At 65.0% G+C, this 22,952-nt stretch carries 24 protein-coding genes and 1 pseudogene; 9 read left to right on the forward strand and 16 right to left on the reverse strand.

What is annotated here, in order from left to right; all coding sequences use genetic code 11:
- Window positions 1-47 precede the first annotated feature (47 nt).
- The 3 genes from MBEBAB_RS16410 to MBEBAB_RS16415 are packed head-to-tail and all read right to left on the reverse strand — an operon-like array spanning window position 48 to window position 2,654.
- Window positions 48-1,799, reverse strand: coding sequence for an asparagine synthase-related protein (locus MBEBAB_RS16410; RefSeq protein WP_021696365.1), 1,752 nt, complete (start codon window positions 1,797-1,799; stop codon window positions 48-50).
- Window positions 1,799-2,461, reverse strand: coding sequence for a lasso peptide biosynthesis B2 protein (locus MBEBAB_RS15485; protein WP_081703385.1), 663 nt, complete (start codon window positions 2,459-2,461; stop codon window positions 1,799-1,801). The genes MBEBAB_RS16410 and MBEBAB_RS15485 overlap by 1 nt, the downstream gene beginning before the upstream one ends.
- A 52-nt stretch (window positions 2,462-2,513) precedes the next feature.
- A complete protein-coding gene (locus tag MBEBAB_RS16415; protein ID WP_021696367.1) occupies window positions 2,514-2,654 on the reverse strand; it encodes a hypothetical protein in 141 nt (46 codons plus the stop codon).
- Between the two features lie 321 nt (window positions 2,655-2,975).
- On the opposite strand from MBEBAB_RS16415, the gene MBEBAB_RS02585 reads away from it, so the two are divergent.
- The 4 genes from MBEBAB_RS02585 (at window position 2,976) to MBEBAB_RS02600 (ending at window position 9,372) form a co-directional block, all read left to right on the forward strand.
- A complete protein-coding gene (locus MBEBAB_RS02585; RefSeq protein ID WP_021696368.1) occupies window positions 2,976-3,548 on the forward strand; it encodes an RNA polymerase sigma factor in 573 nt (190 codons plus the stop codon).
- Window positions 3,545-4,540: a FecR family protein gene (locus tag MBEBAB_RS02590; protein ID WP_021696369.1), complete on the forward strand. Its 996-nt coding sequence runs from the start codon at window positions 3,545-3,547 to the stop codon at window positions 4,538-4,540. The genes MBEBAB_RS02585 and MBEBAB_RS02590 overlap by 4 nt, the downstream gene beginning before the upstream one ends.
- A gap of 81 nt (window positions 4,541-4,621) precedes the next feature.
- Window positions 4,622-7,180 carry a TonB-dependent receptor gene (locus MBEBAB_RS02595; protein ID WP_045318709.1) on the forward strand — a complete coding sequence of 853 codons (2,559 nt, stop codon included), beginning with the start codon at window positions 4,622-4,624 and terminating at the stop codon, window positions 7,178-7,180.
- 113 nt (window positions 7,181-7,293) lie between these two features.
- Complete coding sequence (locus MBEBAB_RS02600; protein ID WP_158332110.1) at window positions 7,294-9,372, forward strand: Atxe2 family lasso peptide isopeptidase; 2,079 nt, start codon at window positions 7,294-7,296, stop codon at window positions 9,370-9,372.
- Here the strand turns inward: MBEBAB_RS02600 and MBEBAB_RS15490 are convergent.
- From MBEBAB_RS15490 to MBEBAB_RS02635, 10 genes and pseudogenes are all read right to left on the reverse strand, one after another.
- Window positions 9,282-11,069 carry an asparagine synthase-related protein gene (locus MBEBAB_RS15490; RefSeq protein WP_081703387.1) on the reverse strand — a complete coding sequence of 596 codons (1,788 nt, stop codon included), beginning with the start codon at window positions 11,067-11,069 and terminating at the stop codon, window positions 9,282-9,284. The genes MBEBAB_RS02600 and MBEBAB_RS15490 overlap by 91 nt on opposite strands.
- Window positions 11,066-11,740 carry a lasso peptide biosynthesis B2 protein gene (locus tag MBEBAB_RS18540; protein ID WP_373852818.1) on the reverse strand — a complete coding sequence of 225 codons (675 nt, stop codon included), beginning with the start codon at window positions 11,738-11,740 and terminating at the stop codon, window positions 11,066-11,068. The genes MBEBAB_RS15490 and MBEBAB_RS18540 overlap by 4 nt, the downstream gene beginning before the upstream one ends.
- A 62-nt stretch (window positions 11,741-11,802) precedes the next feature.
- The gene (locus MBEBAB_RS16000; protein WP_021696372.1) at window positions 11,803-11,943 is read right to left on the reverse strand and encodes a benenodin family lasso peptide; all 141 of its coding nucleotides are present in this window, start codon (window positions 11,941-11,943) and stop codon (window positions 11,803-11,805) included.
- Window positions 11,944-12,299: 356 nt separating this feature from the next.
- The gene (locus MBEBAB_RS02610) at window positions 12,300-12,953 is read right to left on the reverse strand and encodes a GntR family transcriptional regulator (RefSeq protein ID WP_021696373.1); all 654 of its coding nucleotides are present in this window, start codon (window positions 12,951-12,953) and stop codon (window positions 12,300-12,302) included.
- A 133-nt stretch (window positions 12,954-13,086) separates the two neighbouring features.
- Window positions 13,087-14,829 (reverse strand): ATP-binding cassette domain-containing protein, encoded by a 1,743-nt coding sequence (locus MBEBAB_RS02615; RefSeq protein ID WP_021696374.1) that lies wholly within the window; start codon window positions 14,827-14,829, stop codon window positions 13,087-13,089.
- Window positions 14,830-14,943: 114 nt separating this feature from the next.
- Window positions 14,944-15,381, reverse strand: coding sequence for a hypothetical protein (locus MBEBAB_RS02620; RefSeq protein WP_021696375.1), 438 nt, complete (start codon window positions 15,379-15,381; stop codon window positions 14,944-14,946).
- 51 nt (window positions 15,382-15,432) lie between these two features.
- Entirely contained in the window at window positions 15,433-15,792 is a 360-nt protein-coding gene (locus MBEBAB_RS02625) for a hypothetical protein (RefSeq protein ID WP_021696376.1), read from the reverse strand.
- Between the two features lie 187 nt (window positions 15,793-15,979).
- Window positions 15,980-16,237, reverse strand: a complete 258-nt coding sequence (locus MBEBAB_RS16420; RefSeq protein ID WP_021696378.1) for a hypothetical protein — start codon at window positions 16,235-16,237, stop codon at window positions 15,980-15,982.
- A gap of 172 nt (window positions 16,238-16,409) precedes the next feature.
- A pseudogene (locus MBEBAB_RS18545) lies at window positions 16,410-16,529 on the reverse strand (LuxR C-terminal-related transcriptional regulator); the annotation flags it as partial.
- Complete coding sequence (locus MBEBAB_RS02635) at window positions 16,508-16,927, reverse strand: helix-turn-helix domain-containing protein (RefSeq protein WP_021696379.1); 420 nt, start codon at window positions 16,925-16,927, stop codon at window positions 16,508-16,510. The pseudogene MBEBAB_RS18545 and the gene MBEBAB_RS02635, both read right to left, overlap by 22 nt.
- Before the next feature lie 426 nt (window positions 16,928-17,353).
- Between MBEBAB_RS02635 and MBEBAB_RS02640 the strand changes: the two genes are divergently transcribed.
- The 4 genes from MBEBAB_RS02640 to MBEBAB_RS02650 all read left to right on the forward strand — a co-directional run bounded on the left by MBEBAB_RS02640 (window position 17,354) and on the right by MBEBAB_RS02650 (window position 19,878).
- The gene (locus MBEBAB_RS02640; protein ID WP_021696380.1) at window positions 17,354-17,944 is read left to right on the forward strand and encodes a DUF2285 domain-containing protein; all 591 of its coding nucleotides are present in this window, start codon (window positions 17,354-17,356) and stop codon (window positions 17,942-17,944) included.
- Between the two features lie 179 nt (window positions 17,945-18,123).
- Window positions 18,124-18,612, forward strand: a complete 489-nt coding sequence (locus MBEBAB_RS16775) for an AbiEi antitoxin N-terminal domain-containing protein (protein WP_200865092.1) — start codon at window positions 18,124-18,126, stop codon at window positions 18,610-18,612.
- Window positions 18,510-18,953, forward strand: coding sequence for a type IV toxin-antitoxin system AbiEi family antitoxin domain-containing protein (locus MBEBAB_RS16780; RefSeq protein WP_021696381.1), 444 nt, complete (start codon window positions 18,510-18,512; stop codon window positions 18,951-18,953). Before MBEBAB_RS16775 ends, MBEBAB_RS16780 begins: the two co-directional genes overlap by 103 nt.
- Window positions 18,943-19,878, forward strand: a complete 936-nt coding sequence (locus tag MBEBAB_RS02650; RefSeq protein ID WP_021696382.1) for a nucleotidyl transferase AbiEii/AbiGii toxin family protein — start codon at window positions 18,943-18,945, stop codon at window positions 19,876-19,878. Before MBEBAB_RS16780 ends, MBEBAB_RS02650 begins: the two co-directional genes overlap by 11 nt.
- 96 nt (window positions 19,879-19,974) lie before the next feature.
- Here MBEBAB_RS02650 and MBEBAB_RS02655 read toward each other — a convergent pair whose 3' ends face one another.
- The 3 genes from MBEBAB_RS02655 to MBEBAB_RS02660 all read right to left on the reverse strand — a co-directional run bounded on the left by MBEBAB_RS02655 (window position 19,975) and on the right by MBEBAB_RS02660 (window position 21,707).
- Entirely contained in the window at window positions 19,975-20,451 is a 477-nt protein-coding gene (locus MBEBAB_RS02655; protein WP_021696383.1) for an SEN1982 family lipoprotein, read from the reverse strand.
- A gap of 6 nt (window positions 20,452-20,457) precedes the next feature.
- Entirely contained in the window at window positions 20,458-20,592 is a 135-nt protein-coding gene (locus MBEBAB_RS17900; RefSeq protein WP_021696384.1) for a hypothetical protein, read from the reverse strand.
- Window positions 20,593-20,741: 149 nt separating this feature from the next.
- Window positions 20,742-21,707, reverse strand: coding sequence for an SDR family NAD(P)-dependent oxidoreductase (locus MBEBAB_RS02660; RefSeq protein ID WP_021696385.1), 966 nt, complete (start codon window positions 21,705-21,707; stop codon window positions 20,742-20,744).
- Here MBEBAB_RS02660 and MBEBAB_RS02665 point away from each other — a divergent pair.
- Window positions 21,676-22,761 carry an AraC family transcriptional regulator gene (locus tag MBEBAB_RS02665; protein WP_242397032.1) on the forward strand — a complete coding sequence of 362 codons (1,086 nt, stop codon included), beginning with the start codon at window positions 21,676-21,678 and terminating at the stop codon, window positions 22,759-22,761. The genes MBEBAB_RS02660 and MBEBAB_RS02665 overlap by 32 nt on opposite strands.
- Window positions 22,762-22,952: the final 191 nt, after the last annotated feature.

The following is a 22,952-nucleotide window of genomic DNA, read 5'->3' on the forward strand; positions in this document are numbered from 1 at the left end:
GATGGCTAAGATTGCGTTGCAGCTTTCTGCGCCCCTCATCATCAATTCTATTGCCATCCTCTGGCCCACGCTTCGGCATCCGCGAGCTGCAACACTCTCGCGTAATCTGTGCCAATGAGGCCTTTCCTATTGTCGAGGACAGAGGCAACAGCGTCCGCTTCGACAATGCCATGTTCGACAAGGGCGCCACCGCAGAGCATTTCCCTTAGAACCGACTTGTTTCGCTCAAACACTGTTGCGACCGCTCCTCCGGGCGTACCCTTCGAACGTCGATGGACCACGGAGACAGGGAGCAAATCGGCATATGCTTCTCGGGCGACGGCTCGATTGATACCGCTTGCGCACCACTCCCAGGTAGGTATGCGGAGGCAGTATTCCACGACCGGCTGCGAAAGAAGCGGCGATACGACCTCGATACCCTCGACAGGCCAAGCATCCAGGCCGATGTGGTTTCTGAGGATCGCAAGAATATGCTGGATCTTACCGGGCACGGCACCATCGGGCGGTACGAGCCATGGATGAGGAATCTGGCTATTCGGCAGCAGTTTCGCAGAGTCGGTTAGCAGACGTCCATCTAGCGGTTCGTGGTAGATGCGAACTCCGGAAACCGCCTTCCGGAATGCCCGAATCCCAGCCTCCCAGATGCTACAGTCAGCGACACGGCAGATATCCAGCAAGGATTTCAGCGCCCCTTGACCTAGGCCCTCCCGCATCACGCGATCAGCAACGACCGATGCTGACTTGAGATAACAGAACACGCCATCGCCTCCGACGCCGCTGAAGTAGCCATACCGGCCCGGCTCGGATGTCATGGCCTTCAAGAGCCGGATGCTTTCCTGCGCCAACGTGTGTCCGCAAGGACGCGCCATGCCAACGGAATTTGTTTGGCGTACATCAACGCGATCCGGCTCGAACTGAAGTTCTGCCAGTCCAAGTCCCAGATGATTGGCCAGAGCCTTGGCATAGGGACGCTCGTCGCCAGCTGCGTCGTCAGTGTAGCGCGTGAAGAGTTTGACACCGTCGGCGTGGACTGTCGCGGCCGCGGCGATGATGGAGGAATCCACTCCGCCGGACACACCGATGAGGACGTTTGAGAACCGCGAGCTCCATGCGCCTACGCATCCGTCAACGATCTCTCGCAATCCCGCAGCCAATTGGCCCCGTGCGATCGGATCGCCCTCGGTGCCTGACGCAAATGTCCAGGGTGACCAACGGGCCGCAACTGCTAGCCCTTCCCGCCGGTCGCTCGCTTGATGGCCGGGCAGCAACTCCCACACGCCACGAAGCGCAGTCCGATGTGTCGTTAAATATGGCGTGTTCAGAATTCCCGCAAGCTCGTTCCAATCGATCTCAGGCCGTCTTCCACTGACGTCAAATATTGAACGAACGTCTGATCCGAAGATCGCCGCTTGCGGTAAGTCAGCTACGTAGCATGGCATCGCGGCCGAGGGATCTCGGAGGACACTGACTGTTCCACCCGTTGCCTCTATCGCCACAGCCACGTAGGCTCCCCACGCGACCGACAGAAGATTGAATGCTGCGCTCGCCGAAAACTCCCGCGACATGTTTTCTGATAGTTGGCGAATTGGTCGTGGGCTTCCTCCGGCGCTGAAGAGTGGACCGATAACCACTCCCATGCTGGGTTCAACAACAAGTCGTTCGGCTTCGGGAGCTACGAGAACGATAGCCCTTTCCGAAAAGCGAATTCGACGTAAGCGATATTTCCTTTCCGCGTATGATGCGGCTCGCTCGGTCCATACTGGATCACGGATGCTAAAGATCAAATATCTCGGCGGCATCACACCACCATTATCGGCGTGTATTCGCTGACATTATCCACCGTGTCGTTCAGCACTGTCTCGCCCGCCTGCACCCAACAATGCGCGCCGAAAGGAACAAGTTTGATGCCAAACACCAAGCGCGGATAGGATTGTTTCCTCGCCAAGGATTCCATCAATGCGAGCGACGTGACGAGACACTGGTTCTTTGCGACCGTAAGGCGACGAGCGATCTCACACGCTTTCGCGGCATCCTGTTGGACACGGAATTCGGAGTGGTCCCGGCCAATCGTCGCGGCCGGTCTTCGGCTTCGAATTCTCTCTAGCATTCGCGCGAGGCGTGCCAATCGCAATGACATCCGAACTATCGTTTGCATCGCGATGGCATCGGCAACTGTCGCGAGTGATGCTTGGCCAAGGCCATATGCACTTGCAGTCGCCGGTTCGAGATCAGGTGGACGGACGGGGACCCCGAAATCATTCGTGAAGAGAACGTCTTCATCGACGAGGGTTTGAAGTTCAATGCAATCGCTTGCGGTCAGCGGCGTTCCGCTCTGCAACCTATTAAACGCCGCAAACGCACCTTCTGATATGGTGAAGTAGCGCGCCTTCTCCACGTGAATAAAGACTATCTGGCCACGCGAGATGCAGAACGACGCGGAAGGATTCATTGTCAGCGGCATGCCGGCGCCCAGGTGAGGGGCGCGCGAAAAATCTAATCGCGCGCCACGCTCATCAATCGATGGAAAGGCCGGCCTCAGGGCGCTGGAGGAAGTTGTCCTGGTCTTGGATATCGTCAACCGTCGTGCCCTTGGTTTCGGCAATGACGTCGCCGAGATCGATAACCTTGTCGCTTATGGTTCCTTTGCGTTGCATTCTTCGTCTCCTTGCTGAATCTGCGGCATGAAGCCGGCAGCAAGGCGAATTCTAACAGCGGCACGGAGAACAGTCGGCTTGTAAAGGCATCGTGCAACCTGTGCGCACCAGATGTACATGGGCGTTTTCAAGTGCTTGTTGAAATGCCACCATATCGGTGAAGATTGGCCCAGTTCGCAGGCGGCCGGAGAAGGCGCTGTTGAAGGTTTCCAGCCGTTCGAGTCGCGCCAATACGGCGGTGGCGATGCGCCAGATTTTCCGCCATCGTTTGTCTTACAACGCGAGAGGGTGAACACACACGGAGAAGACGACACCCGGTAGATGGTCGATGACGAGGTCCTTGACGCCTGGTTCTGCCGAGAGGTGCTTCCTCTCGAACGGGCGCTTACGGCCTTCATCCGCCGCAACTGGAGGGTCGAGGCCGAAATCATGGACTTGCGTCAGGACGTCTATGAGCGCGCGCTGAGCGGTGCTGCCTCTGGCCTCCCGGCCAGGGCGTCGGCCTACGTCTATACGATTGCCCGCAACCACCTGATCACCGTGGCGCGCCGCCAGCAGATCGTTCCCATCGACCTTGTGGCGGACATCGAGAGCCTGCCGATCGACGCCGACCCCTTGAGCCCGGAGCGCCACGCCAGCGGCCGCGAGGAGCTGCGTCGCGTGCAGGCCGGGTTGGATCGGCTCCCGCCCCGGTGCCGGGAGATCCTGGCGCTGCGCAAGATCGAGGGCCTATCCTCCAAGGAGGTCGCCAAACGGCTGGGCGTCGGTGTCGACGCCGTAGATCACCAGACGAGCAAGGGGATGCGCGCATTGGCGGACTTCATGCTGGGCGGCGAAGGCCGGATCGCCCGCCGCGCGCCGCGGCGTCAGCGTGAGCGGAGCGAGGAAGCATGAGCCGGGCGGCCGAGATCGAGAAGCGCGCGACGCTATACCTGATGCGGCGCGACGAGCCCGACTGGTCGCCGGACGATCAGGCGGCCCTGGACGGCTGGCTGTCTGAATCGATGGCGCACAGGGCCGCATTTCTTCGGCTCCAGCATGTTTGGGACCGGGCGGACAGGATTGCAGCATTGGGCGACCAGTCCACGCGGGCGAAGCTCCGGCGCGGACCTGGCACAAGCCTCAAGATCATTGCGCTTGCGGCGACCCTCTGCGGCCTGGCCTACTTGGGCGTCTTCCTTATCCGCAGCAGCGACATAACCGACAGGTTCCTGCAACGGTTCGAAATGCTGGCGCAGTCGGAATACGAAACTCCCGTGGGCGGTCAGCGGACCGTGGCGATGGCCGACGGCAGCACGGCCGAACTGAACACCGCCACCCGGCTTCGCACCGCCGTCGGCGAGGACCGGCGTGAAGTCTGGCTCGATTACGGCGAAGCCTTCTTCGAGGTGACGCCCGATCCCTCCGTCCCATTCGTCGTCCACGCCGGCGATCGCACGATTACCGTCCTCGGGACCAGCTTTTCCGTCCGTGTGGACGGCGAGGAGGTCTCAGTGTCTGTGCTTGAAGGCCGGGTCCGCCTGGACGCCGCAGAGCTGCCGGCTGGACCGTCGCCGCGCAGCGCGCCTACATTGTCGGGCGGCGAGCTAGCCGTCGCGCGCGGCGCGGAAACCTTGATTGCGACCGACGCCGTTGACCGGGTTGATCGCGCCCTGGCCTGGCGGCACGGCATGGTGAGCTTCCAACAGGCGACGCTTGCCGAGGTGGCGGAAGAGTTCAACCGCTACAACACCCGTCAGATCGTGGTGGATGATCCGGCGGTGGCGGCCATGCGGATCGGGGGCAACTTCCGACCAACGAATTCCGACGCATTCCTGCGCCTGCTGCAACGCGCCTATGGCCTGCAAGTCATGATCGAGGACGAGCGGGTCATTATCTCGCAGTGACAGGCTACAGATTTGTGGCGGTCAGGAGTCCTTGAAGTTACGGCGCTTGGACGCGCCGGATTGCTTCAGGGGGCAAGCGCGATGACGAGACGACTCGAATGGATGATGTTTGGCGCGTGCGCCGTCGCAGTGGCGGCGCCCGCCTATGCGCAAGACGTTTCATACGACATTCCAGCGGGCGATCTCGCCTCTTCACTGGATACATACGGCCGCCAGGCCGGGCGTGAGGTCCTCTATCGGGTCGAGGATGTGCGGGGGGCGCGCAGTTCTGGGGTGCGCGGCCGGATGTCGCCGGACGCGGCGCTTCGGGCCCTGCTCATGGGGACGGGCTTCACGTTTGATCGCGACGGATCGGGGGCCGTCGCGATCATTCCTATTCGGGGAACCAGCAGCACAGCCGCCGCTGACGACGGCTCGGGAGCGCCGATCGTTGTGACGGGATCGCGCATTCGCGGCGCTCCGGTCGCCGCGCCGGTCATTTCCATCGATCAGACGGAGATGCGCAATGCTGGTCAGACGGACCTTGGTCAGGTCATCCGTAGCATCCCGCAGAACCACGTCGGCGGCCAGAACCCGGGCATCGGTTCCGGAGGAGAACAGTTGGGTACTGGTGATTTCAATGGAACCTCGCAAATCAATTTGCGGGGCCTCGGCCCCGCCGCGACACTCACCCTGCTCAATGGCCGACGCCTGTCCTACGGCGGGGCAAGCCAGGGCGTCGACATCAGCGCCATTCCATTGGCCGCGGTCGAGCGTATTCAGATCGTCGCGGATGGTTCATCGGCGCTCTACGGCTCAGATGCCGTCGCGGGCGTGGCCAATGTCATTCTGAAACGCGACCTGGACGAACTGGTCGTCACCGCCCGTGCCGGCGGCGCGACAGACGGCGGGCATCGACGGTATCAGGCGAGTGCAACCTTAGGCGAGACGTGGAGCAGCGGCGGCCTCATGATTGCCGGTGATTTTGATCATTGGTCGAAGATCACTGCGGAGCAACGCTCCTACACCAGCGGGATGAACCCGTCCGCGACGATCTATCCGAACTCCAAACGTTGGGGAGGACTCGCGAGTCTCCACCAGCGGGTAGGTGATGCGGCCACCGTCGGGATCGACGGCCTCTACAGCAATCGCACCTCAACTATCACCGTGCCGTACCTGTCCGAAGGCGATTTCACGATCGCGGGCGCGCAGACTGATCGGCGTGCGGAATCATTCCTTGTTTCGCCAAACGTGGAGTTGGACCTCGGCGGTTCGTGGACGGTCTCGCTCGGCGGCTCCTACGGAGAGGACAAGGCGCTCAGCGATGCAACGGCGTTTGATTCAGGGACGGCGTACTACTGGAATACGATCCGCTACGACAACGACACAAGCGTTGTTGAGGCCGGCGCGGAAGGTCCAGTCTATTCGCTGCCCGCCGGAAGCGTGAGGCTCGCCATTGGAGCAGGTTACCGCTCCATTGGTCTCACACGCTCCATTCTGACAAACGGTGCTGAGACGGGCGCGGGCTCGTGGTCGCGGGGCAGTTACTATGGATACGGCGAAGTCTTTTTCCCCCTTGTTTCGCCCGGCCTCGAAATCAGCGGTGTCGACCGGCTTTCGCTCAACCTGGCGGTTCGGTACGAGGACGTCGAAAGCGCCGGGACTGTAGCCACACCGAAAGTCGGGCTGATCTACGCGCCGATTCCCGACATAACGCTCGCGGCGACATGGGGGCGCTCGTTCAAGGCGCCAACGTTGTTTGACCAATTCCAAGGCTACTACACGACCGTTCGCAGTACGGCGTTCTTCGGCGGGCAGAACATTCCGGAAGGTGCAACTGCTCTTTTCGTCGGCGGTGGCAATGAGAACCTCAAGCCTGAGCGATCAACGAACAGGGTCTTGGCGCTCACTCTCGAACCTCAATTCTGGGAGGGGGCTCGGTTCGAGATCAGTCATTTCGACATCGACTACACCGATAGAATCGCGGCGCCCCTCACCGACTTAAGTTCGGCTCTCACGAATTTCGCGGATGCGTCTTTCATCGTGTGGAATCCATCTGGGCAGGAAATTTCCCAGTACATCGATGGCGGATATCTCTTCGACAACGCCGTGCCAGGGCCGTTCGACCCGTCCAACATAGTCGTCGTCGTGGACAATCGTTTTCAGAACGTCGCGCGCCAGCGCGTCAATGGAATCGACATTGCGGCCGGCTACGGTCTGGACATCGGTCCCAATGACGTCATTGCCGCGTCCGTCAGCGCAAGCGCCGTTCGCTTGCGCCGTCAGCTCAATCCCAACGATCCGTTCACCACCCTTTCGGGAACCTTGTTCAATCCACCGAAATGGCGGGGACGCGCGGGCGTCACCTATACCGGGGAGAGGCTGACTGTAAGCACCTACGCCAACTATACCGGGCCGCTGGAAGACGTGCGGCCGGCTTCCACAATCGATGGGCTCGATTCGCAGTTGACCTTTGATCTGACCGCGCAATTCCGTCCTGGGCTTCCGCTTGGACTGGAATTCGAAGTGGCGGCGATCAACATTCTGAGCGCCAAACCGCAGAATATCTACGTCAGCCACTATACCGCGACGCCGTTTGACTCAGCAAACTATCCGGCGATCGGGCGCTTCATTACCTTCGCGGTGACGTCGCGATGGTGAGGCGGCCTGTAAGCCTGATCTGTCTTGCATCGGCTACGTTTCTGATCGCGGTCCACGCGGGTCCAGCCTCAGCTGGTCCCGCAAACTGCGCAGAACTCCTCTCCGCGGACGCGGTGGGCGAACAGGCCAAGACCATCGAAGCTCTTGACCTGGCGCGCCTCCGAGACTTCGGTGAATATGCTCGACCACAGGCCGCTCAGCCTTTCAGCCTATCACCCGACGGCAAGCGGATCGCTTTACTGCTCCGTCGCGCCGATCCCGAGTCAAACAGCAATTGCCTCGGCGTCGTGATCGTTCCGACGTCGGGTGACACGCCACCCATTCTCGCAGATTTTCACAGAGAGGGCGGAGCTAAGGCGTTCGGCCGCGAATACAGCGAGCGGATCAGAGCCCGTCATCCTGGAGGACTCGCCCTCAGCATCGTGCCGAAATGGTCGCCCGATGGAAAGGGGCTCGCCTTCCTCAAACGGCTGGACGGGGTGACTCGGATTTGGCGCGTCGACGCCGACGGCCGCCACGCCGGGCCATTGACGCCGGAAGGCGTCGACGTCGAGGACTTCGCATGGAACTCGGACGGGGGTTCAATTTCATACAGCACCGCCCATCGCGCCCTTGTCGCCGCGCGACTGGCGCGAGAGGAAGAGGGTCTTGGCGGGTTTCACTATGATGATCGGTTCATGCCCTTCAGGAGCAACCGGCCGCTGATCGCGGATGCGTTGCCGGCCGACTTCTTTTCGGTGGATCTCGCGACAGGAGCCGTAGGTACGACGACCGGAGACCACGGCCTCACGCACTACTTTGCGGACGAACGGGACGCCGAGACTTCCCACCGCAACGCTCGCGGTGACGATGTGCGGGTGGTCCTCTCGGACCCTGACGTTTGGTTCTCCGCTCCGCGTCTAACCGTTCAGATGGCCGACGGCGCCAAGCTCTCATGCGACGCCCTGGCATGCTCGGATGTGGTGAACGCATGGTGGTCGAGTTCGGGGAACGAAGTCATCTTCCTGCGGCAGGAGGGTTGGGGAAACAGCCAACTCGGCATGTATCGCTGGCAGCTCGGGGCTGACGAGGCGATACGAGCATTCGCGACGGATGACCTCCTCTTCGGCTGCCAGGCGCAGGCGCGCTACCTCATCTGCGCGCACGAAGCCTCGACCCAGCCGCGCCGGATCGTCCGACTTGACCCGAACACCGGCGTTATGACGCCGATCTACGATCCCAATCCCGAGGTCGGGAGATGGCGCTTCGGCACCGTGGAAAGGCTGGAATGGAAAAGCGAACTTGGCACCGAAACGTTCGGCGACTTGGTGTTGCCGCCGGACCATCGGCCAGGAGAGCGATATCCGCTCATCATCTCGACCTACTCATCAAAGGGGTTTCTTCGCGGCGGCACTGGCGATGAGTATCCGGTCCAGGCGTTTGCCAGCAGAGGCTACGCTGTCCTCAGCTTTAATCGTCCGAGGACAGTCGGATTCACTCCATCTGCTCGCACGTCCGTTGACGTGAACCGCAATGCCCTGACGGGCTGGAGCGATCGGAAGAACGTCCACTCCGCGCTGGAGGAAGGGATAAGGCTGCTCGTCTCGCGCGGGATCGTGGATGAGAGTCGCATCGGCGTTACAGGACTGAGCGAGGGAAGCGCCATCGCACTCTGGGCGACGTTCTACAGCGACCTGATCGCAGCTACGGCAATCAGCAGTTGTTGCACGAGTGAAGTTGGCAACATGGCTTTGCAGGGGCCTCTCTATGCGCGCCAATTCAGGGGACACGGGTATCCCGGTTTGTTGGAGCGGGACACCGAATTCTGGAAGCAAATTGCCCCTGAACATCACGTCGGCCGACTGACGACGCCAGTCCTCATGCAGCTTGCCGATGACGAATTCTACTTGGCCGCGTCGACCATAGCCGCCGCCCAAGAGGCTGAAAGCCCCGTCGATCTCTTCGTCTTTCCCGACGAAGGACATATCAAGTGGCAGCCGGCCCATCGCCTCGCGGTGTATCAGAGAAATCTCGACTGGTTCGATTTCTGGCTCAAGGGCGCCCAGCATTGCGGGGCATCAAGGGCTGCGGAGTACGACCGATGGCGGCAGTGGCGCGAAGATCAAAGCGTTGAAGTCATCCCGACGTGTGAACCCGCAGACCAGCCGCGCGCCCAGACCTCCGCATCCGTCAGCGACATGATAAGGAGATAGCCCGTGTCGCGGCGTGGCCCCTCCATCTCTAGGTACGCCGAGATCGCATTCCTATCGATTAGATCCTGCTGCGCCAGCAGGCCGCCTATCAGCAACTCACGGATCTGGTGCCTGGATCGCTCAAACACCTGAGCTGAGAAATCGTGTGCGCCGCCTTTCCACGTCCGGTTTGCGATGATCGGTGGCAGTTCGTTCGCGAAGGCCATTCGCGCTATCGCGCGATCGCGGCCCTGGACACACCAATTCCACGTTGGGATACGAAGACACTCTTCGATCACAGGCTGAGAAAGCAACGGGGACACCACCGGCGGGGTACCTGGGCCGCCTATTCCACCCTCGGCGAAATTGTGCATGTGGGAAATCGACGCGACGTGCGCGATCTTGCCGGGCGCCGCATCGGGAATGTCATCCAGCCAAGGGTGCCCACCGGCAGACCGTTCCATTTCGACCGCTCGCGCGCCCAGGAACGTCAGTTCGCCGCGCCATATATAGGGTCGTCGGCGTCGCCTCAGGGTGCGCGCCGCTCTCCTCGCCGTGTCGATGTAGGTGGAGGAGTGCAATTCACAAACGTCGTTAAAGGTCCGCCATACACCGGGGCCGATGCCCTCACGAAGAATCCGGTCCACGATCGGCGCGGCGGAGCTGACGGTGCAGAACACGCTGTCTCCCCCACCGCCCATGAAGACCGCACGCGCCGTTCCCCGACCCAGGATCGCCTCAGCTAGCCGCTCAAACTCTTGCGCCAGAGCGCGCCCGTTCGGTCTGGGAAGATGGGCCGTGTTTGACCGCCCAAGGTCAATGTTGCCATGTTCGTAGTGACCTTCGACAAGCCGAAGCTGGACTCTGTCGGCCATCGCCTGGGCGTATCGCCGCTCATCGCTAACGAGTGCAGGCGTGACCAGAGTCAGGCACGTAACATTCGAAGGGGCATCTGAGAGGCAGGCTGCGAGGATCGATGAGTCGAGGCCGCCTGAGAGGCTCAGTACGATCTGATCGTACTCGCTAGCCAACGATCGGACGCACCGTTGGGTGGTCTCGCGAAGTCGAACCGCCGCGGTTTCAGGACTGGCGGCCGTCGTATCCATTGCATATGGCCAAGGTGACCAACGCTGTTCGACTTTGACGGAGCCGTTGGCGACCGTAAGCATACTGCCGCGCGGCAATTCGCGTACTCCGCGGAGGCAAGTTGACTCCGCCCAGTAGCCAGGCGCCCTTAGATGCCACGCGAGATTCTCCCAATCGACCTCAGCCGTTCGACCACTACCGGTCAGTACGGTCGCGACATCCGAGCCGAGTAAAGTGGCGTCCTGCGTCTCGGCGTAGTAGCAAGGCATCGCCGCAGATGGGTCCCGCAGTGTGACCATTTCACCGGCTTGATCCTTGAAGAACGCTACATAGCCTCCCCAAAAATCCGTCAGGAGGGTTGAGCCTCGGGAAGCAACCAGCCGACGCTTATCCGCTCCGCTGATCTGACCGATCCGTCCATTCCGGCCGTCCTTGGAAAACAGCGTGCCGACAATTATCCCGCGACCTTCAGGAAGAACGGTAATCGGTGTTCGGGCGCCGGCAAGGACAGTGAGTTCGTCTTCATCAAAAGCGGTCACCAGGCCGGAATGAGCAAAAGCCGATTTCAGCTTTGACGAGCCAACCGGGTCGGACCTTTTCCGGAGGATTGCGACGAACTCGTCCGGCCTCATATCGTCAGGATCGGACTGTATGGCCGAACCCTTCCAAACGGGTCACTGAGAATACTCCGGTCAGTTTGCACCCAGCAATGCGAACCGAAAGGGTCGAGGCGCACGCCAATGACCATGGTTGCCGAACACCCTCGCCGGGCTAGTTGCATCATCATTCCGATCGATCGCGGCAAGCAGCGGTCTCGGACGGTCCGGACGCGATCCGCCCGCCTGAACGCGGCGGCAACCTCCTTTACGCGATCGTCGTAGAGTTCATCTTTGGCTCTCGTGAGGACGCGACGTTTGCTGCGGCGAACATGCCGGATCACGTCGCTGAGCGTCTGAACCCGCACCAGTGCGTCGGCAAGCGACTGGTAACCTACCGCCTGAACGCAAGCGGACACTGAAGGCGCCGAATGTGCCTCCTCGAATAGGCTTTGTTCCGGCACTAGGATTTCGGTGCCGAGAACATCAAAGTTTGGACGGTCCGTCCTGATCAGCACGCCTGCTGCGATAAGAGGTTGCAGTCGACCAAGCTCCTTCGCGTCCACGGTTCGCCGCGCGGTCGACGTGGCCAAGGCGACATGCACCTCCTCCGAGACAGCGAAAAAGCGGTCTCGCCTGGCGTCAAGGAAGACCGTTCGGTCATCAATGCGGCAAAACGAGACGTCCTTGCGAAGCGATAGTCCCACGTACAATTTCCCGCGATTGCATTGAAGGTAAGGCGCGCGGACATAGCCGCGCGCCCCGCACTTCAGTCGTCCGAGAGGCCGACCGCTTCGAAGTACCCGCCGGCCAGCGGCGAGTCCTCATTCCGTTGGACGATCTGCCCTTTGATCTGCTCGCTCGCGGCGCCCAGGTCGATCAGGTCGTCTTCGATATGATGGTCACGCATCGGAAGTCTCCTTTCAGGGGTTGTGCGACGCGGCCTTCCGCGCCGCTGCCGCAGTATCCGCGTGCGGCGAATGGAAGTAAAATTGAGTCATGAATTGCCCGAATCTCCGCATATGCTGGATTCATTGATGTAAAGATCGTGCGCACGAATGCTCACGCAGAAGTGAATGACCGCTCTATACGGTAAACGGTATTGATACTGCCGATATCGAGATGTGCGAATACGGCGCGGCGGCGAGCCGCGCTGAATGCCTGTCGTCAGCTCCAGGGCCGACCGCTCTCCAGGGGGCGTCGTCGGCCGCCCCGGTGATGGGTCAATTGAGGCGAACAGGATGCCACTCTCGCGCGGGTCTGGCTTTACGATTCTTCCGGTGCGGCGATCACCGGGCGCTCCGCCGGCGGCCGCATGAGCAGACGCATCAGGTCCGGCACCACCGCCAGCCGCCGGTCGCGATAGGCTTCCAGCGCCGAGACGAGCCGATCGGGTTCATTTGCTGCGGCATAGAGCGACGCCAGCTCGGCCTCCCGCCCGGCGATCACATAGCCTTCGAGCCGTCGAACGGCCCGCAGCCGGTCGTTGGCGTGGGCCATGGCTTCGCCACATTCGGCGATCTCCGGCAGGGCGGCGATGGCGTCGAACAGGGCTTCGGTGCGGGCCACGATGTCGGCGGCCGGGTCGGGTTCCGTCATCTTGCGATTGGCCGATGCGCCGGCAATCACGGGCGCGGCGTTGCGAATGGCGAGGATCGCCAGGGCGCACGACCAGCGAAAAACGCCCCGCAACTGCGCCTCGTTGACGGCCGGGGCGTGGAAGCCCTCATGCGGCCCGGTGTCCACCAGCCGCTCGATCGCGAGGCGCCGCAGCACGTTGTAGATCGTCGTCAGGCTTGTGTTCGCATCCTCCTTCAGGCGCGGCGGATGCAGCCGTTCCCCCGGCGCAAACCGGCCGCTGGTCACCCAGTCCTTCACGAGCTGATAGACGCGCTCGCCGATCGATTCGTCTTCGGCCATGCCTAAATCTCCAGCGGTGCGGCGAGGGCGGGGCCATGCGGCCCGACGGGTTTGCGGACGCTAGGGACGGCCGTGTGCCGAGGCTTCCAGATTCGTCTGGACTTGCGCGGCGGTGTTTCGACCCACGCGACCGTCATGCCCGCGCCTCGTCGCCCATGGCGCAGAACGCGCGGTAGGTGACGTCCCCGGCCATCAGATCCGCGTGGCTCCCGGCCGCCAGATGCCCTTCATGCACGAACAGCACCTGATCGGCCTCGCCGGCGAGCCCCAGCCGGTGCGTGATCAGGATCAGGGTCGTGCGGTCCCGGTGCCGCTCGCGCAGCGCCCGCACGGCCTTGCGTTCGGCCGGGGCGTCCAGCGACGAGGTGGTCTCGTCGAGGATGATGGCCGGCGAACGCACGCCCATCAGCCGCGCCAGCTCCAGCTTCTGCACCTGGCCGCCCGACAGCCGCTCGCCCTGTTCGCCCACCGCCAGCCCGAAATCCACCGGCCGCCCGTCGGCGTAGAAGCGCCACTCCTCAAGCAGCGCGCGCAGGTCGGATTCGCCCTGCCGCGTCGGCGGATACAGCGCGTTCTCGCCCAGGCTGCGGTTGAACAGGCCGATGAACTGCGGAACGTAGAGCACCCGGCGGTGGCGCTCCGGCTCCGCGATCGCCGCCATGTCCGCGCCGTCGATGCGGATGACGCCCTCGGCCGGTTCGAGCAGTCCCGCGATCAGCCGCGCCAGCGTCGATTTGCCCGCGCCGTTGGGGCCGACCAGCAGCACGAAGGAACCCGCGGCAATCCGGGCGGCCACGTCGCGCAGCACCCGTTCGGACCCATAGCGATAGCCGACGCCGTCCAGCTCGATCGCGGCCGCCGCTTCCGGCGGCGAGGGCGGCGCGACCGGGGCCGTCGCTCCGAGGGCGGGGCCGCCGAGCGCCAGCACGTCCTTGATGTTGGCGAAGGCCACGCTCGCCTGGCGGAAGATGAAGCCGAGGCCGCCCAGCGGCACCGCCAGCCGGAACGCATAGGCCTGGAGCAGCACGAAGTCCCCGACGGAGATTTGCCCGCGCGCCGCGTCGAGCCCGCCCAGGCCCAGCAGCAGGATCAACCCGCCGCCCACCACCAGATATTGCGCCGCCGCCGTCGCCACGAGCAGCCACGCCAGCCGCACCGACGCGGCCTGCCGTTCGTGGGCGATGTGCGACACCGCCTGGACTTCGGCCGCGAGGTTGCCGTTGAAGACGACCCGGCGTGCATTGCGCAGGATGTCGCCCAGCGTGCCCGACACCGCCGCCATCGCCTGGTTCGCCGCCTGCGCCTGCGCCTGGAACGGCCGCGCGCTCAGCCGCGTGGCGACGAAATAACCGCCCAAGACCGCCGCCATCAGGGCAACATAGATCAGCGGCACCAGCGTCGCGATCACCACCAGCGAGATCACCACCTGGATCAGCATCGGCGCGGCCCGGCCGAGGATGCCGTCCACGATGAGCTGAAGATTGTACGGCACGCGCTCCAGCATCCCCAGCAGCTGGCCGCTGTCCGCTTCGCGCTCGCGCGCCACGACCGGAAGATGGCTGGCGATCGCTCTCTCGGTCAGGCGGCGGGCCAGGGTGTTGATGATCCGCGTGGTGAAGACGTATTTGACCGCGGACGTCAGGTTGGTGCCTGACCAGGCCAGCACGAACGCGGCGATCAGCAGCACGAAGGGCAGGGGATCGATCGTCCCGGCCGCGAGGCGATCCACCACCAGCTTGAGCAGGTAGGGGCCGAGCACGCCCAGGCCGATGCCCACGGCCTCGACCGCTGTGCTTCCCGCCACGTCGCCCCGCAGGCGCAGCCCGCGCGACAGCATCAGGCCGAGCAGGGTGCGCAGGACGGCGAAAGTGGACATGGCGGCTCCTCGCCGGCCGGGCGTCGCGGGCGACAGCGAGTCGGCGCGGCGCAACCTAGACGCCGTCCCTGGCGGCGGCTTTACGGATATTCCGGTTCGGGCCTGTCCGGCCGCTCAGACCGCGAAGCCGAAGCGCCGCCGTCGCCGGACCTCGTAGAGCCCGAAGACGATGGTTCCGAGGAACAGGAAGTAGAACACCCATAGCGACGTGACGTAGCCGCGCGGCAGCAGGTTCGGATCGAGCAGCCGGCCGAGATGGGCCAGCGCCGTGGCCAGCTCGACCCCCGCCGCCAGCGGCAGCCAAAGGCGCGGTCGGGTCAGGGTCAGATGGACCAGCAGCGAGAACAGCGCCACGTCGATCACCGCCACGCCCCACAACGCGCCCTGCGGCCCGAGCGGGCCTTGCAGGAGCTGCGCCGCCGGGGACAGCAAGTAGGCGGCGAGTGACGCGAGCGCCACGATGCGTTCGGGCCATCCGCCGAACCTCAGGGCGGCCGCCGTCACCAGGACGGTGAGCAGCGCGCCCGCGATCTGGACCGGCGTGTCGAACATCGGCGTGCCTCCGCGCAGCGCCGACGAGGGACGCGCTTGCGCGCGGCGCTGTCAAGCGGCGTCAACCGTCCGGAGAGCGGGGGCCTCGCCCGTCGTGATCGGGCGGTTGGTCTCCGGTTTGCCGACCCCGGTCCCATGCAGCGTCGCCGGACGCACCCCGATGCCGGGCGCGGCGGCCGCGAGCGCGGCGTGCGCCGTCATCATGTGCGTGCGGCTCTGGCCCAGCGTGTCCACCGAGCGGGCGACGGCGGCGACGCCGTCATGCCCGAGCAGGGCGGAGAAATCATGGTCGCGCCGCAGCGCGGAGGTTCGGGCGATCAGCAGCGCGGCCTTCTCCAGCGCCATGTCCACGGCCTCCTCGGCCTCGAACAGGGCGTCGGCGACCGATTGGGCGATTTCGCGTCTTTGCATGGGGTATCGCTCCCGCCTTGCGGCAGGCTCCTCTGATGGCGTGGATGTCGTGAGGTCGTCGGGCTGACTTGTCAGTTGGCCGCGAGCCAGGCGTCCAGCGCATCGGACAGGTGCCCCACCTGTATCGCCATCGCCAGCGCGCCGACCGCAAGGAAGCCGGCGGCCACCGCCGCGATCAGGATCAGCATCAGCCGCTGGGCCGGAGACCGGAGAGCCGCTGGATCGGCCGCGAGGGCAGGCGGTCGCTTTCGCGCGTCAGCACGAACGCGATGCAGATAATCTCGCGAGTCAGATCGAGCGGCGTGAGATGGGGACTGAGCAGCCGGGTCGCCGTCAGCAGATGGGCCACCGTCTCCTTCTCCTCCCGCGTAATCGCCAGGTCGTCGTAAACGGCTTCCAGATCGTCCCAGGTGATCGTCGGGATCGCGGTCGCCGAAGGCGTCATGGATTCCTCCTTTCGAGGCCCCATCGGGCGACGGCGCGGTCTCGAAAGGAAGGGGTATTGGGCGCCCCTGATACTCAATAGGCATACCGCTCGCGTGGAGGTGGCGCACCAGCATCATCGCCGCATGGCCGCGTGAGCGCGCCCCGAGCTTCCGCAGCGCGCTGGCGAAATGCTTGTCGATCGTGCCCTTTTGCAGGTCGAAGTCGTTCGCGATGTCCTTGGACGATTTGAACTGGGCCGCGCCCAAGAGGCAGTCCCGCTCGCGCGGCGTCAGCTTGTCGAAGCGGTCCATGCGGCTGGGTTCCCCGGTTCCGTCTCTCCGGCCTCCAGGCAAAGCGTCTCGATGTACCGAAGCAATTGCTGGCGCGAGCGTCCGGGCGGCAGGCGGTTCCACGCCTCCGTCAGGCGGGCCAACTCGCTGCGCGGCGCGGCCGCCGCCTCCTGATCGCGGATGCCGATCAGGTCAGGAACGCTGGTCCCGAGAACCTGGGAGATCGCATAGAGCCGCGAGGCGAGCAGGCGCGTATTGCCGTTCTCGTATTTCTGCACCTGCTGGAGCGACACGCCGAGTTGTTGGCCGAGCGCCTTCTGGCTTATGCCCAGCTCGCGCCGCCGCCGCCGGATACGCGCGCCGACCTTCAGGTCGAACTCGCTCAGCTCCCGCGTCAGCCTCTCCTTTGCGATCGTCATGGCGTCAGTATGCCGCCAATTGCGCAGGGACGCACCTCCCGGCGGGGTCGGGCGGCGCGACCGGCCGATGAATCCCCAATCGACCGGAATTTCACGATAGGGCCGGTCGATCCGTGAAGATCGCTCGTGACCCCGCCGCTAGGGTCGCCGGTCGGACGGAGCGGAAGGCCCGCTCCGGGCTATCGGGAAAGGAGCCGCGCGATCGGAAACGCGCATGGGAATGGATCGAGAGCAGGCGACCGGCTGGCGCCGTCGCGAGATCTACGACCGTCTGGTGTCGATCGATCATGCCGGTTGGGCGTGGGAATCCGCCCGGCGGCATCCCGATGCGCGCCAGCTCCTCAAGTCATACCGGCGCGGCCGGCTGTTGCGTCGCTCGCCGCCCGTCCGACTCCTCGCGCCAGGGAAAGGAGACGAGCCGGCCGCATGGGGCTGGCTTCGTCGGGCGCACAGGGCGTCGAAAGCGTAGGCGCCGCCGTCTTCTGGCGGTCAGAGCTGCACCCGCCCGTCCTGGCGGTGCGGGCCGAGGCGTGCCCGGCGGATCATCCGGACGCTGTCGACCTGTTGCTCCTACCGTGCGCCGCGACGCTGCGCCTGACCCGCGACGGCCGCGAGGAGGTCCTGGTGGCGGATGGGCCACGCTGTATCCGCATCGAGGTCACCGGCGGCACGCTCCTAGGCGGCCCGGTGCGCCTGCACTATCGGCTGTCCGGGTTCGTTGACATCGAGTCCAAGGTGCTGACCCTGCGCCGCCTGGTCGCGCTGCGCCGTCTCGGCCGCCTGCCGCACACGCTGTTTCCGCCGGAGCGCCGCGCGCGGCGCTGGGCACAGGCGTTCCAGGCGCATGACGGCGCGCAGGCCGGCGCCAGCCACCGCGAAATCGCCATCGCCATGTTCGGCGAGGATCGCGTCGCCGAGGACTGGCGCGACGGCGACCATCTGCGGATGCGCATCCATCGCCTGATCCGGACCGCCGACAGGCTGATCGACGGCGGCTATCGCGAGTTGCTGAGATGACCCGTCTCCATCGCCTAGTTCGCGGGCGGGATCAGAAGGGGATTCTCGGCTTCCCGCGCGCCCTCCGACCGCGGCTGGAACTTTATATGTTGCGAAATATGTTCGCTCTTAATGGACAACTTTCGCGATGTATAAAGTTGAGCTGGATATCCCTTTAAGGGTTTGCCATTATGTCCGCCATGGATGCACTGCGCGGACAAAAGCTGAAGCACGTATTGGACTCGGCGCCGCCGGGGTTCCTGGTGGACTCCCGCTGGCTGAAAGACAACGGCGTGGGCCGCAGCTCTGCCTCCGCTTATGCCCAGGCCGGGTGGCTGGAGCGCGTGAGACCGGGTCTCTATCGGCGGCCGTTCGGCGCGGTCGAGCCGATCGAAGCCGCCGACTGGCGCATCGCCGTCCTTTCGGCCCAGCGGATCATGGGCTATGACTTCCACGTGGGCGGCATGACCGCGCTCGCCCTGGACGGCCGCAGCCACTACCTCCCCTTGGGAAGCGAGGCCGCCGTCTATCTGTATGGCGAACCGCGACCTGGCTGTCCCGGCTCGATCTCGACGCGGCCGTCATCGTGCGCAGCCGGCGGCTGTTCGCGGACCCGGCCCTTGGCGTGGACGCCGTCGATTTCGAGCCTTTCGGCGCAGGCGGCCGCACGCCCTGGCGCTGGCCGCTGACCGCCTCCTCGCCCGAACGCGCGATCCTCGAAGCACTGGACGAGCTGCCCGGCCGGGAAAGCTTCCACACCCTCGACATGCTGTTCGAGGGGCTGGACGGCCTGCGCCCGGGCCGAGTGAGCGAGCTTCTCGACCAATGCCGGAGCGTGAAGGCGAAGCGGCTCTTCTTTCTGTTCGCCGAGCGCCACGATCACGCCTGGCTCAAGCATGTCGATCGCGACGCGGTCGACCTGGGCAGCGGACCGCGCGCCATCGTCGAGGGCGGCAAGCTCCATTCCGGACTCCAGCTCGTCGTGCCCGCCGAATACGCCGTTCGGGAGACGGCCGCCGATGGCGCGTGAACGCTACGTCGCCCAAATGCGCCTGCTGGTGGACGCCCTGCCGTTGATCGCCGTCGAGCCTGCCTTCGCCCTCAAAGGCGGCACCGCGATCAACCTGTTCTACCGCGACCTGCCGCGCCTGTCGGTCGACATAGATCTGACCTATCTGCCGCTGGACGACCGGCCCGCCGCGCTCGCCGCCATCGATGCGGCGTTCGATCGAATCGTCCTCGCCGCCGGGAAGCGCGGCATCGCCGGGCGCCGAGGCGCGGGCGGGGGCGGGGGCCGCACCCGGCTCCTGTTCCGCCGCGCCGGGGCCGAGGTGAAGGTCGAGGTGTCGCCAGTCGCGCGCGGCGTCGTTCATCCGCCCCGGCCGATGCGCGTCAGCGCGGCGGTGGAAGACGCATTCGGCTTCGCGGAGATGCCGGTCGTCGCCTTCGAGGACCTGTTCGCGGGGAAGATCTGCGCGGCGCTCGATCGCCAGCACCCGCGCGACCTCTACGATGTGAAGCTGCTCTATGACCACGAAGGCGTGACCGACGCGCTGTTCCGCACCTTCCTGATCTATGCCGCCGCCTCCAACCGCCCGCTCCACGAGTTGGTGTCACCCAACCTTCTCGCCATCGACAACGCCTTCGCCCGCGAGTTCGAGGGCATGACGGTCGATCCGGTCCAGCTTCCCGATCTCCTCGACGCCCGGGCGCGCCTGATCGCCGATATTCACGCCCGACTGCCGGGCGACGCCGCCCGTTTCCTCCTCGCCGTTCACGATGCGAATCCCGACTTCGGGTTGATCGGCCTGCCGCAAGCGGCCGATCTTCCGGCCGTGCGCTGGAAGCGCGTCAATCTTGAACGGCTGATGCGCGAGCAACCCGGCAAACACGCCGAGCAGAGAACCTTGCTGGCGGCGGCCCTGGAGGGACGGGACGACGACATCCCCCGGTGAGGTCCTGTCGGTGATGTCGCCAATCCTGCACCGGCGTCCCGAGGAGATCGACTATCTGCGATCGCTGCGCGATACCGCCTGATCGCGCGGCGGTCCTCAGCCAACCAGGCTCTGATGCGTCCAGCCGCTGTCGGTCAGGATCAGCGTCTCGGTCGCCTCTCCTTCGGGTTCGTCAAGCGCCGACGCGATAGCCGGAAAGGCTTCGCGGATCGCCGGGGCGTTCGCCCAGGGGGCGATGTCGTCGAGCCGCCAGCGGTAGGTGACGCGCGTCATGTGCACGCCGGCCATTTCGCCCGGCTCGGTGTTGCCGCGCACTTCCGCCACCTGCCGCCGCGCGAAGCACAGGTCGGTGCCGCCAAGGAAGGTGTTGGGTGATGGCCGGATCGCCTCGGCGGCGGCGGGCGTCGCCTCATAGTGGATATGCGGAACCGGTTGGTCGCCGCCGGTGAAGCCGGCGGGGACGCGGGTGGTCGCCGTCGCCGTCAGCAGACCCGCGTCGACGAGCGCGTCTATCGCCGCCTTGGCCGTCTCATCCCCCTCGGCGCGGATCTCGACGGGCGGAGCCGGCCGCATCGAGACTCAGACCGGCCGCGCCTCATGCCAGGTCTCCAGCGAGACGGCGAAATTGGCGTGGTCCGGTGCTTGCGGGTCCGAGCCGCAGGCGGCGGCCGTCAAGGCAAGCGCCGTGATCGACAGGCGTGAGAGCGACTTCATCCGATACTCCCTTCGCCAATCATGCCAGAATCCGGCGCGGCGGACCAATCCGGAAGCGGCGGGACGTGCCCGCCGCCCGATCGTTTCGTTCCCCACCGCCCGATGGTGGGGTTTCGCTCCGCCGCGCTCTCTCCGGGCCGGTCCTGGCGTCAGAACCGCTCGCCCACCAGCGTCTCGCTCAGCACCCACAGGGCCTGGGCGCGGGCGTCGTCGAGCGCATAGGACCGCACGCCATCGCGCATGCCTTCGCTGTCGACGATCTCCGCGACGTGGCAGTCCTCGCAATAGCGCCCGCCGACCGCATCGGCATCGGCGACGACCGCCGCCCACACCGAGGTCGCGGCGCCCTGGGGGATGGACTTGAAGGTGAAGGGCGGCAGCCCGGCGGCGGCGTTGGCCGCTTCGAGCGAGGCGACCAGCGCATCCATCTCTTCGTCGCTCATGTGCCGGCCCAGTTCCGTGTGGATGCCGCCGGGATGGACCGCCGCAGCACGCACCCGGCGTTCGCGGTGGCGCCGGTCGAATTCGACCGCGAACAGCACATTGGCGGTCTTGGACCGGCCATAGGCGATCCACGGATCATACTCGGTCCGCTCGAAACCGGGATCGTCCAGGTCGACGTCGGAGAAGCGGTGCCCGGCCGAAGCCAGGTTCACCAGCCGCCCGCCGTCGCGGATCAGGCCCGCGATGCGGTTGACGAACAGGAAATGGCCGAGATGGTTGGTGCCGAACTGCGTCTCGAAGCCGTCCGTCGTATGGCCGAAGGGCGTGGCCATCACCCCGGCGTTGGCGATCACAATGTCGAAGGGGCGGCCGTCTTCGTTCAGCCGGTCGGCGCTGGCGCGCACGCTGGCGAGCGAGGCGAGGTCGAGTTCGATAAGCGTGAAGCTGCCGCCAGCCGCCTCCGCCGCCGCGCGCACCTCGCCGGTCGCGCGCTCGGCCTTGGCGAGATCGCGAGCCGCGCCCACGACATCGGCGCCATGCGCCGCCAATGCGCGCGCCGTCTCCACGCCCAGGCCGGCCGAAGCGCCGGTCACGAGTATGCGCTTGCCCGAAAGGTTCACGCCGGCGAGCACGTCGTCGGTGGTCGATGTCGCTCCGAAATTGCTGGTCATATCCATGTCCTTCCATGTTCCGGCGGCGCTGATGCCGTCGGCTGCCGACGGAAATGGGATTGTGGAGGGTGCGGGCCGCGCCCGATCGGATCGATTGCTTGCCCGATCCTCTCATTCGCACTTGCGCAGAAACGAAGGCGCGCCGATCTTCCCGGTCATGCAGGACCTTCTCGACAGGATGAGCCGGTGCGTCCGGCGCCATACCGATGGCATAGCCTGGGAGACCCCCTTGCCGCGTGTCGGCCTCGGTACGGTGGCGTGCCAGTCCGAGTCGGTCGCCACGGTGTACAAGCCGATGGCGTGCCTCGTGCTGCAAGGCGCCAAGCAGGTGCTGATCGGCGACCGCGTGCTGCGCTACGACGCGGCGAGCTGCTTCGTCGCCTCGCTGGAGCTTCCGGCGACCGGGTGCATCGTCGAGGCGACGCCGGGCGAACCCTATGTCGTCGCCAGCCTCGCGCTGGACCGCGGCGCGCTCGCCGATCTGCTCGCGGAGCTGCCGCCCGCGCCGGAGAGTCCCCCGCGCGGCGCCCTGGCCGGTTTCGGCGTGGCGGCGGTCACGCCCGAATTGCTGGCGGCGTGGGACCGGCTGCTCGAATTGCTCGATACGCCGGGCGACATTTCCTTCCTCGCCCCGGTGCGCGAGCGCGAGGTGCTCTATCGCCTGTTGCAGGGCGGGCATGGGCCGATGCTGCGCCAGATCGTGGCCGAGGACAGCCGGTTGTCGCAGATACGCCGCGCGATCGACTTCATCCGCCGCAATTACAACAGTCCGCTGCCCACGCGGACGCTGGCGGATATCGCGGGCATGAGCGTACCGACCTTCCATCGCCAGTTCAGGGCGGCCACCGCGATGAGTCCGCTCCAGTTCCAGAAGGCGTTGCGGTTGCAGGCCGCGCGCCGTCTGCTGGCGACCAACGCCGATGCCGCGCGCGCTGCCCATGCGGTGGGCTATGAAAGCGCCTCCCAGTTCAGCCGCGAATACGCCCGCGCTTTCGGCGCGCCGCCCTCGCGCGACGCCCAGCGGCTGAGGGGCGAGCTTGTGGCCGCAATCTGACCGCCGTCGGCGCACGGGTCAGTAGAATGCCGCCATCGCCCGCTATTCCTTCGCCCTCCTCAAATAACGGCGATTGCAGATCAAGTGATTTGATGAGACGATTACATCGATAGCGCCATGGGGGCATCGCGCAATCTCAGCACGGAGGGGGGCGGCCGTGAGCGTGCAAGAAATTCAGGGCTTTCCGGGTC

The organism is Brevundimonas abyssalis TAR-001, assembly GCF_000466985.1.
In the GTDB taxonomy this organism is placed as follows: Bacteria; Pseudomonadota; Alphaproteobacteria; order Caulobacterales; family Caulobacteraceae; genus Brevundimonas; species Brevundimonas abyssalis.

Coding starts and splice junctions, on each gene's coding strand:
- MBEBAB_RS16410 (WP_021696365.1), bottom strand. CDS start 1,799: ATGCCGCCGAGATATTTGATCTTTAGCATCCGTGATCCAGTATGGACC.
- MBEBAB_RS15485 (WP_081703385.1), bottom strand. CDS start 2,461: ATGCCGCTGACAATGAATCCTTCCGCGTCGTTCTGCATCTCGCGTGGC.
- MBEBAB_RS16415 (WP_021696367.1), bottom strand. CDS start 2,654: ATGCAACGCAAAGGAACCATAAGCGACAAGGTTATCGATCTCGGCGAC.
- MBEBAB_RS02585 (WP_021696368.1), top strand. CDS start 2,976: ATGGTCGATGACGAGGTCCTTGACGCCTGGTTCTGCCGAGAGGTGCTT.
- MBEBAB_RS02590 (WP_021696369.1), top strand. CDS start 3,545: ATGAGCCGGGCGGCCGAGATCGAGAAGCGCGCGACGCTATACCTGATG.
- MBEBAB_RS02595 (WP_045318709.1), top strand. CDS start 4,622: ATGACGAGACGACTCGAATGGATGATGTTTGGCGCGTGCGCCGTCGCA.
- MBEBAB_RS15490 (WP_081703387.1), bottom strand. CDS start 11,069: ATGAGGCCGGACGAGTTCGTCGCAATCCTCCGGAAAAGGTCCGACCCG.
- MBEBAB_RS16000 (WP_021696372.1), bottom strand. CDS start 11,943: ATGCGTGACCATCATATCGAAGACGACCTGATCGACCTGGGCGCCGCG.
- MBEBAB_RS02610 (WP_021696373.1), bottom strand. CDS start 12,953: ATGGCCGAAGACGAATCGATCGGCGAGCGCGTCTATCAGCTCGTGAAG.
- MBEBAB_RS02615 (WP_021696374.1), bottom strand. CDS start 14,829: ATGTCCACTTTCGCCGTCCTGCGCACCCTGCTCGGCCTGATGCTGTCG.
- MBEBAB_RS02620 (WP_021696375.1), bottom strand. CDS start 15,381: ATGTTCGACACGCCGGTCCAGATCGCGGGCGCGCTGCTCACCGTCCTG.
- MBEBAB_RS02625 (WP_021696376.1), bottom strand. CDS start 15,792: ATGCAAAGACGCGAAATCGCCCAATCGGTCGCCGACGCCCTGTTCGAG.
- MBEBAB_RS16420 (WP_021696378.1), bottom strand. CDS start 16,237: ATGACGCCTTCGGCGACCGCGATCCCGACGATCACCTGGGACGATCTG.
- MBEBAB_RS02635 (WP_021696379.1), bottom strand. CDS start 16,927: ATGACGATCGCAAAGGAGAGGCTGACGCGGGAGCTGAGCGAGTTCGAC.
- MBEBAB_RS02640 (WP_021696380.1), top strand. CDS start 17,354: ATGGGGCTGGCTTCGTCGGGCGCACAGGGCGTCGAAAGCGTAGGCGCC.
- MBEBAB_RS16775 (WP_200865092.1), top strand. CDS start 18,124: ATGGATGCACTGCGCGGACAAAAGCTGAAGCACGTATTGGACTCGGCG.
- MBEBAB_RS02650 (WP_021696382.1), top strand. CDS start 18,943: ATGGCGCGTGAACGCTACGTCGCCCAAATGCGCCTGCTGGTGGACGCC.
- MBEBAB_RS02655 (WP_021696383.1), bottom strand. CDS start 20,451: ATGCGGCCGGCTCCGCCCGTCGAGATCCGCGCCGAGGGGGATGAGACG.
- MBEBAB_RS17900 (WP_021696384.1), bottom strand. CDS start 20,592: ATGAAGTCGCTCTCACGCCTGTCGATCACGGCGCTTGCCTTGACGGCC.
- MBEBAB_RS02660 (WP_021696385.1), bottom strand. CDS start 21,707: ATGACCAGCAATTTCGGAGCGACATCGACCACCGACGACGTGCTCGCC.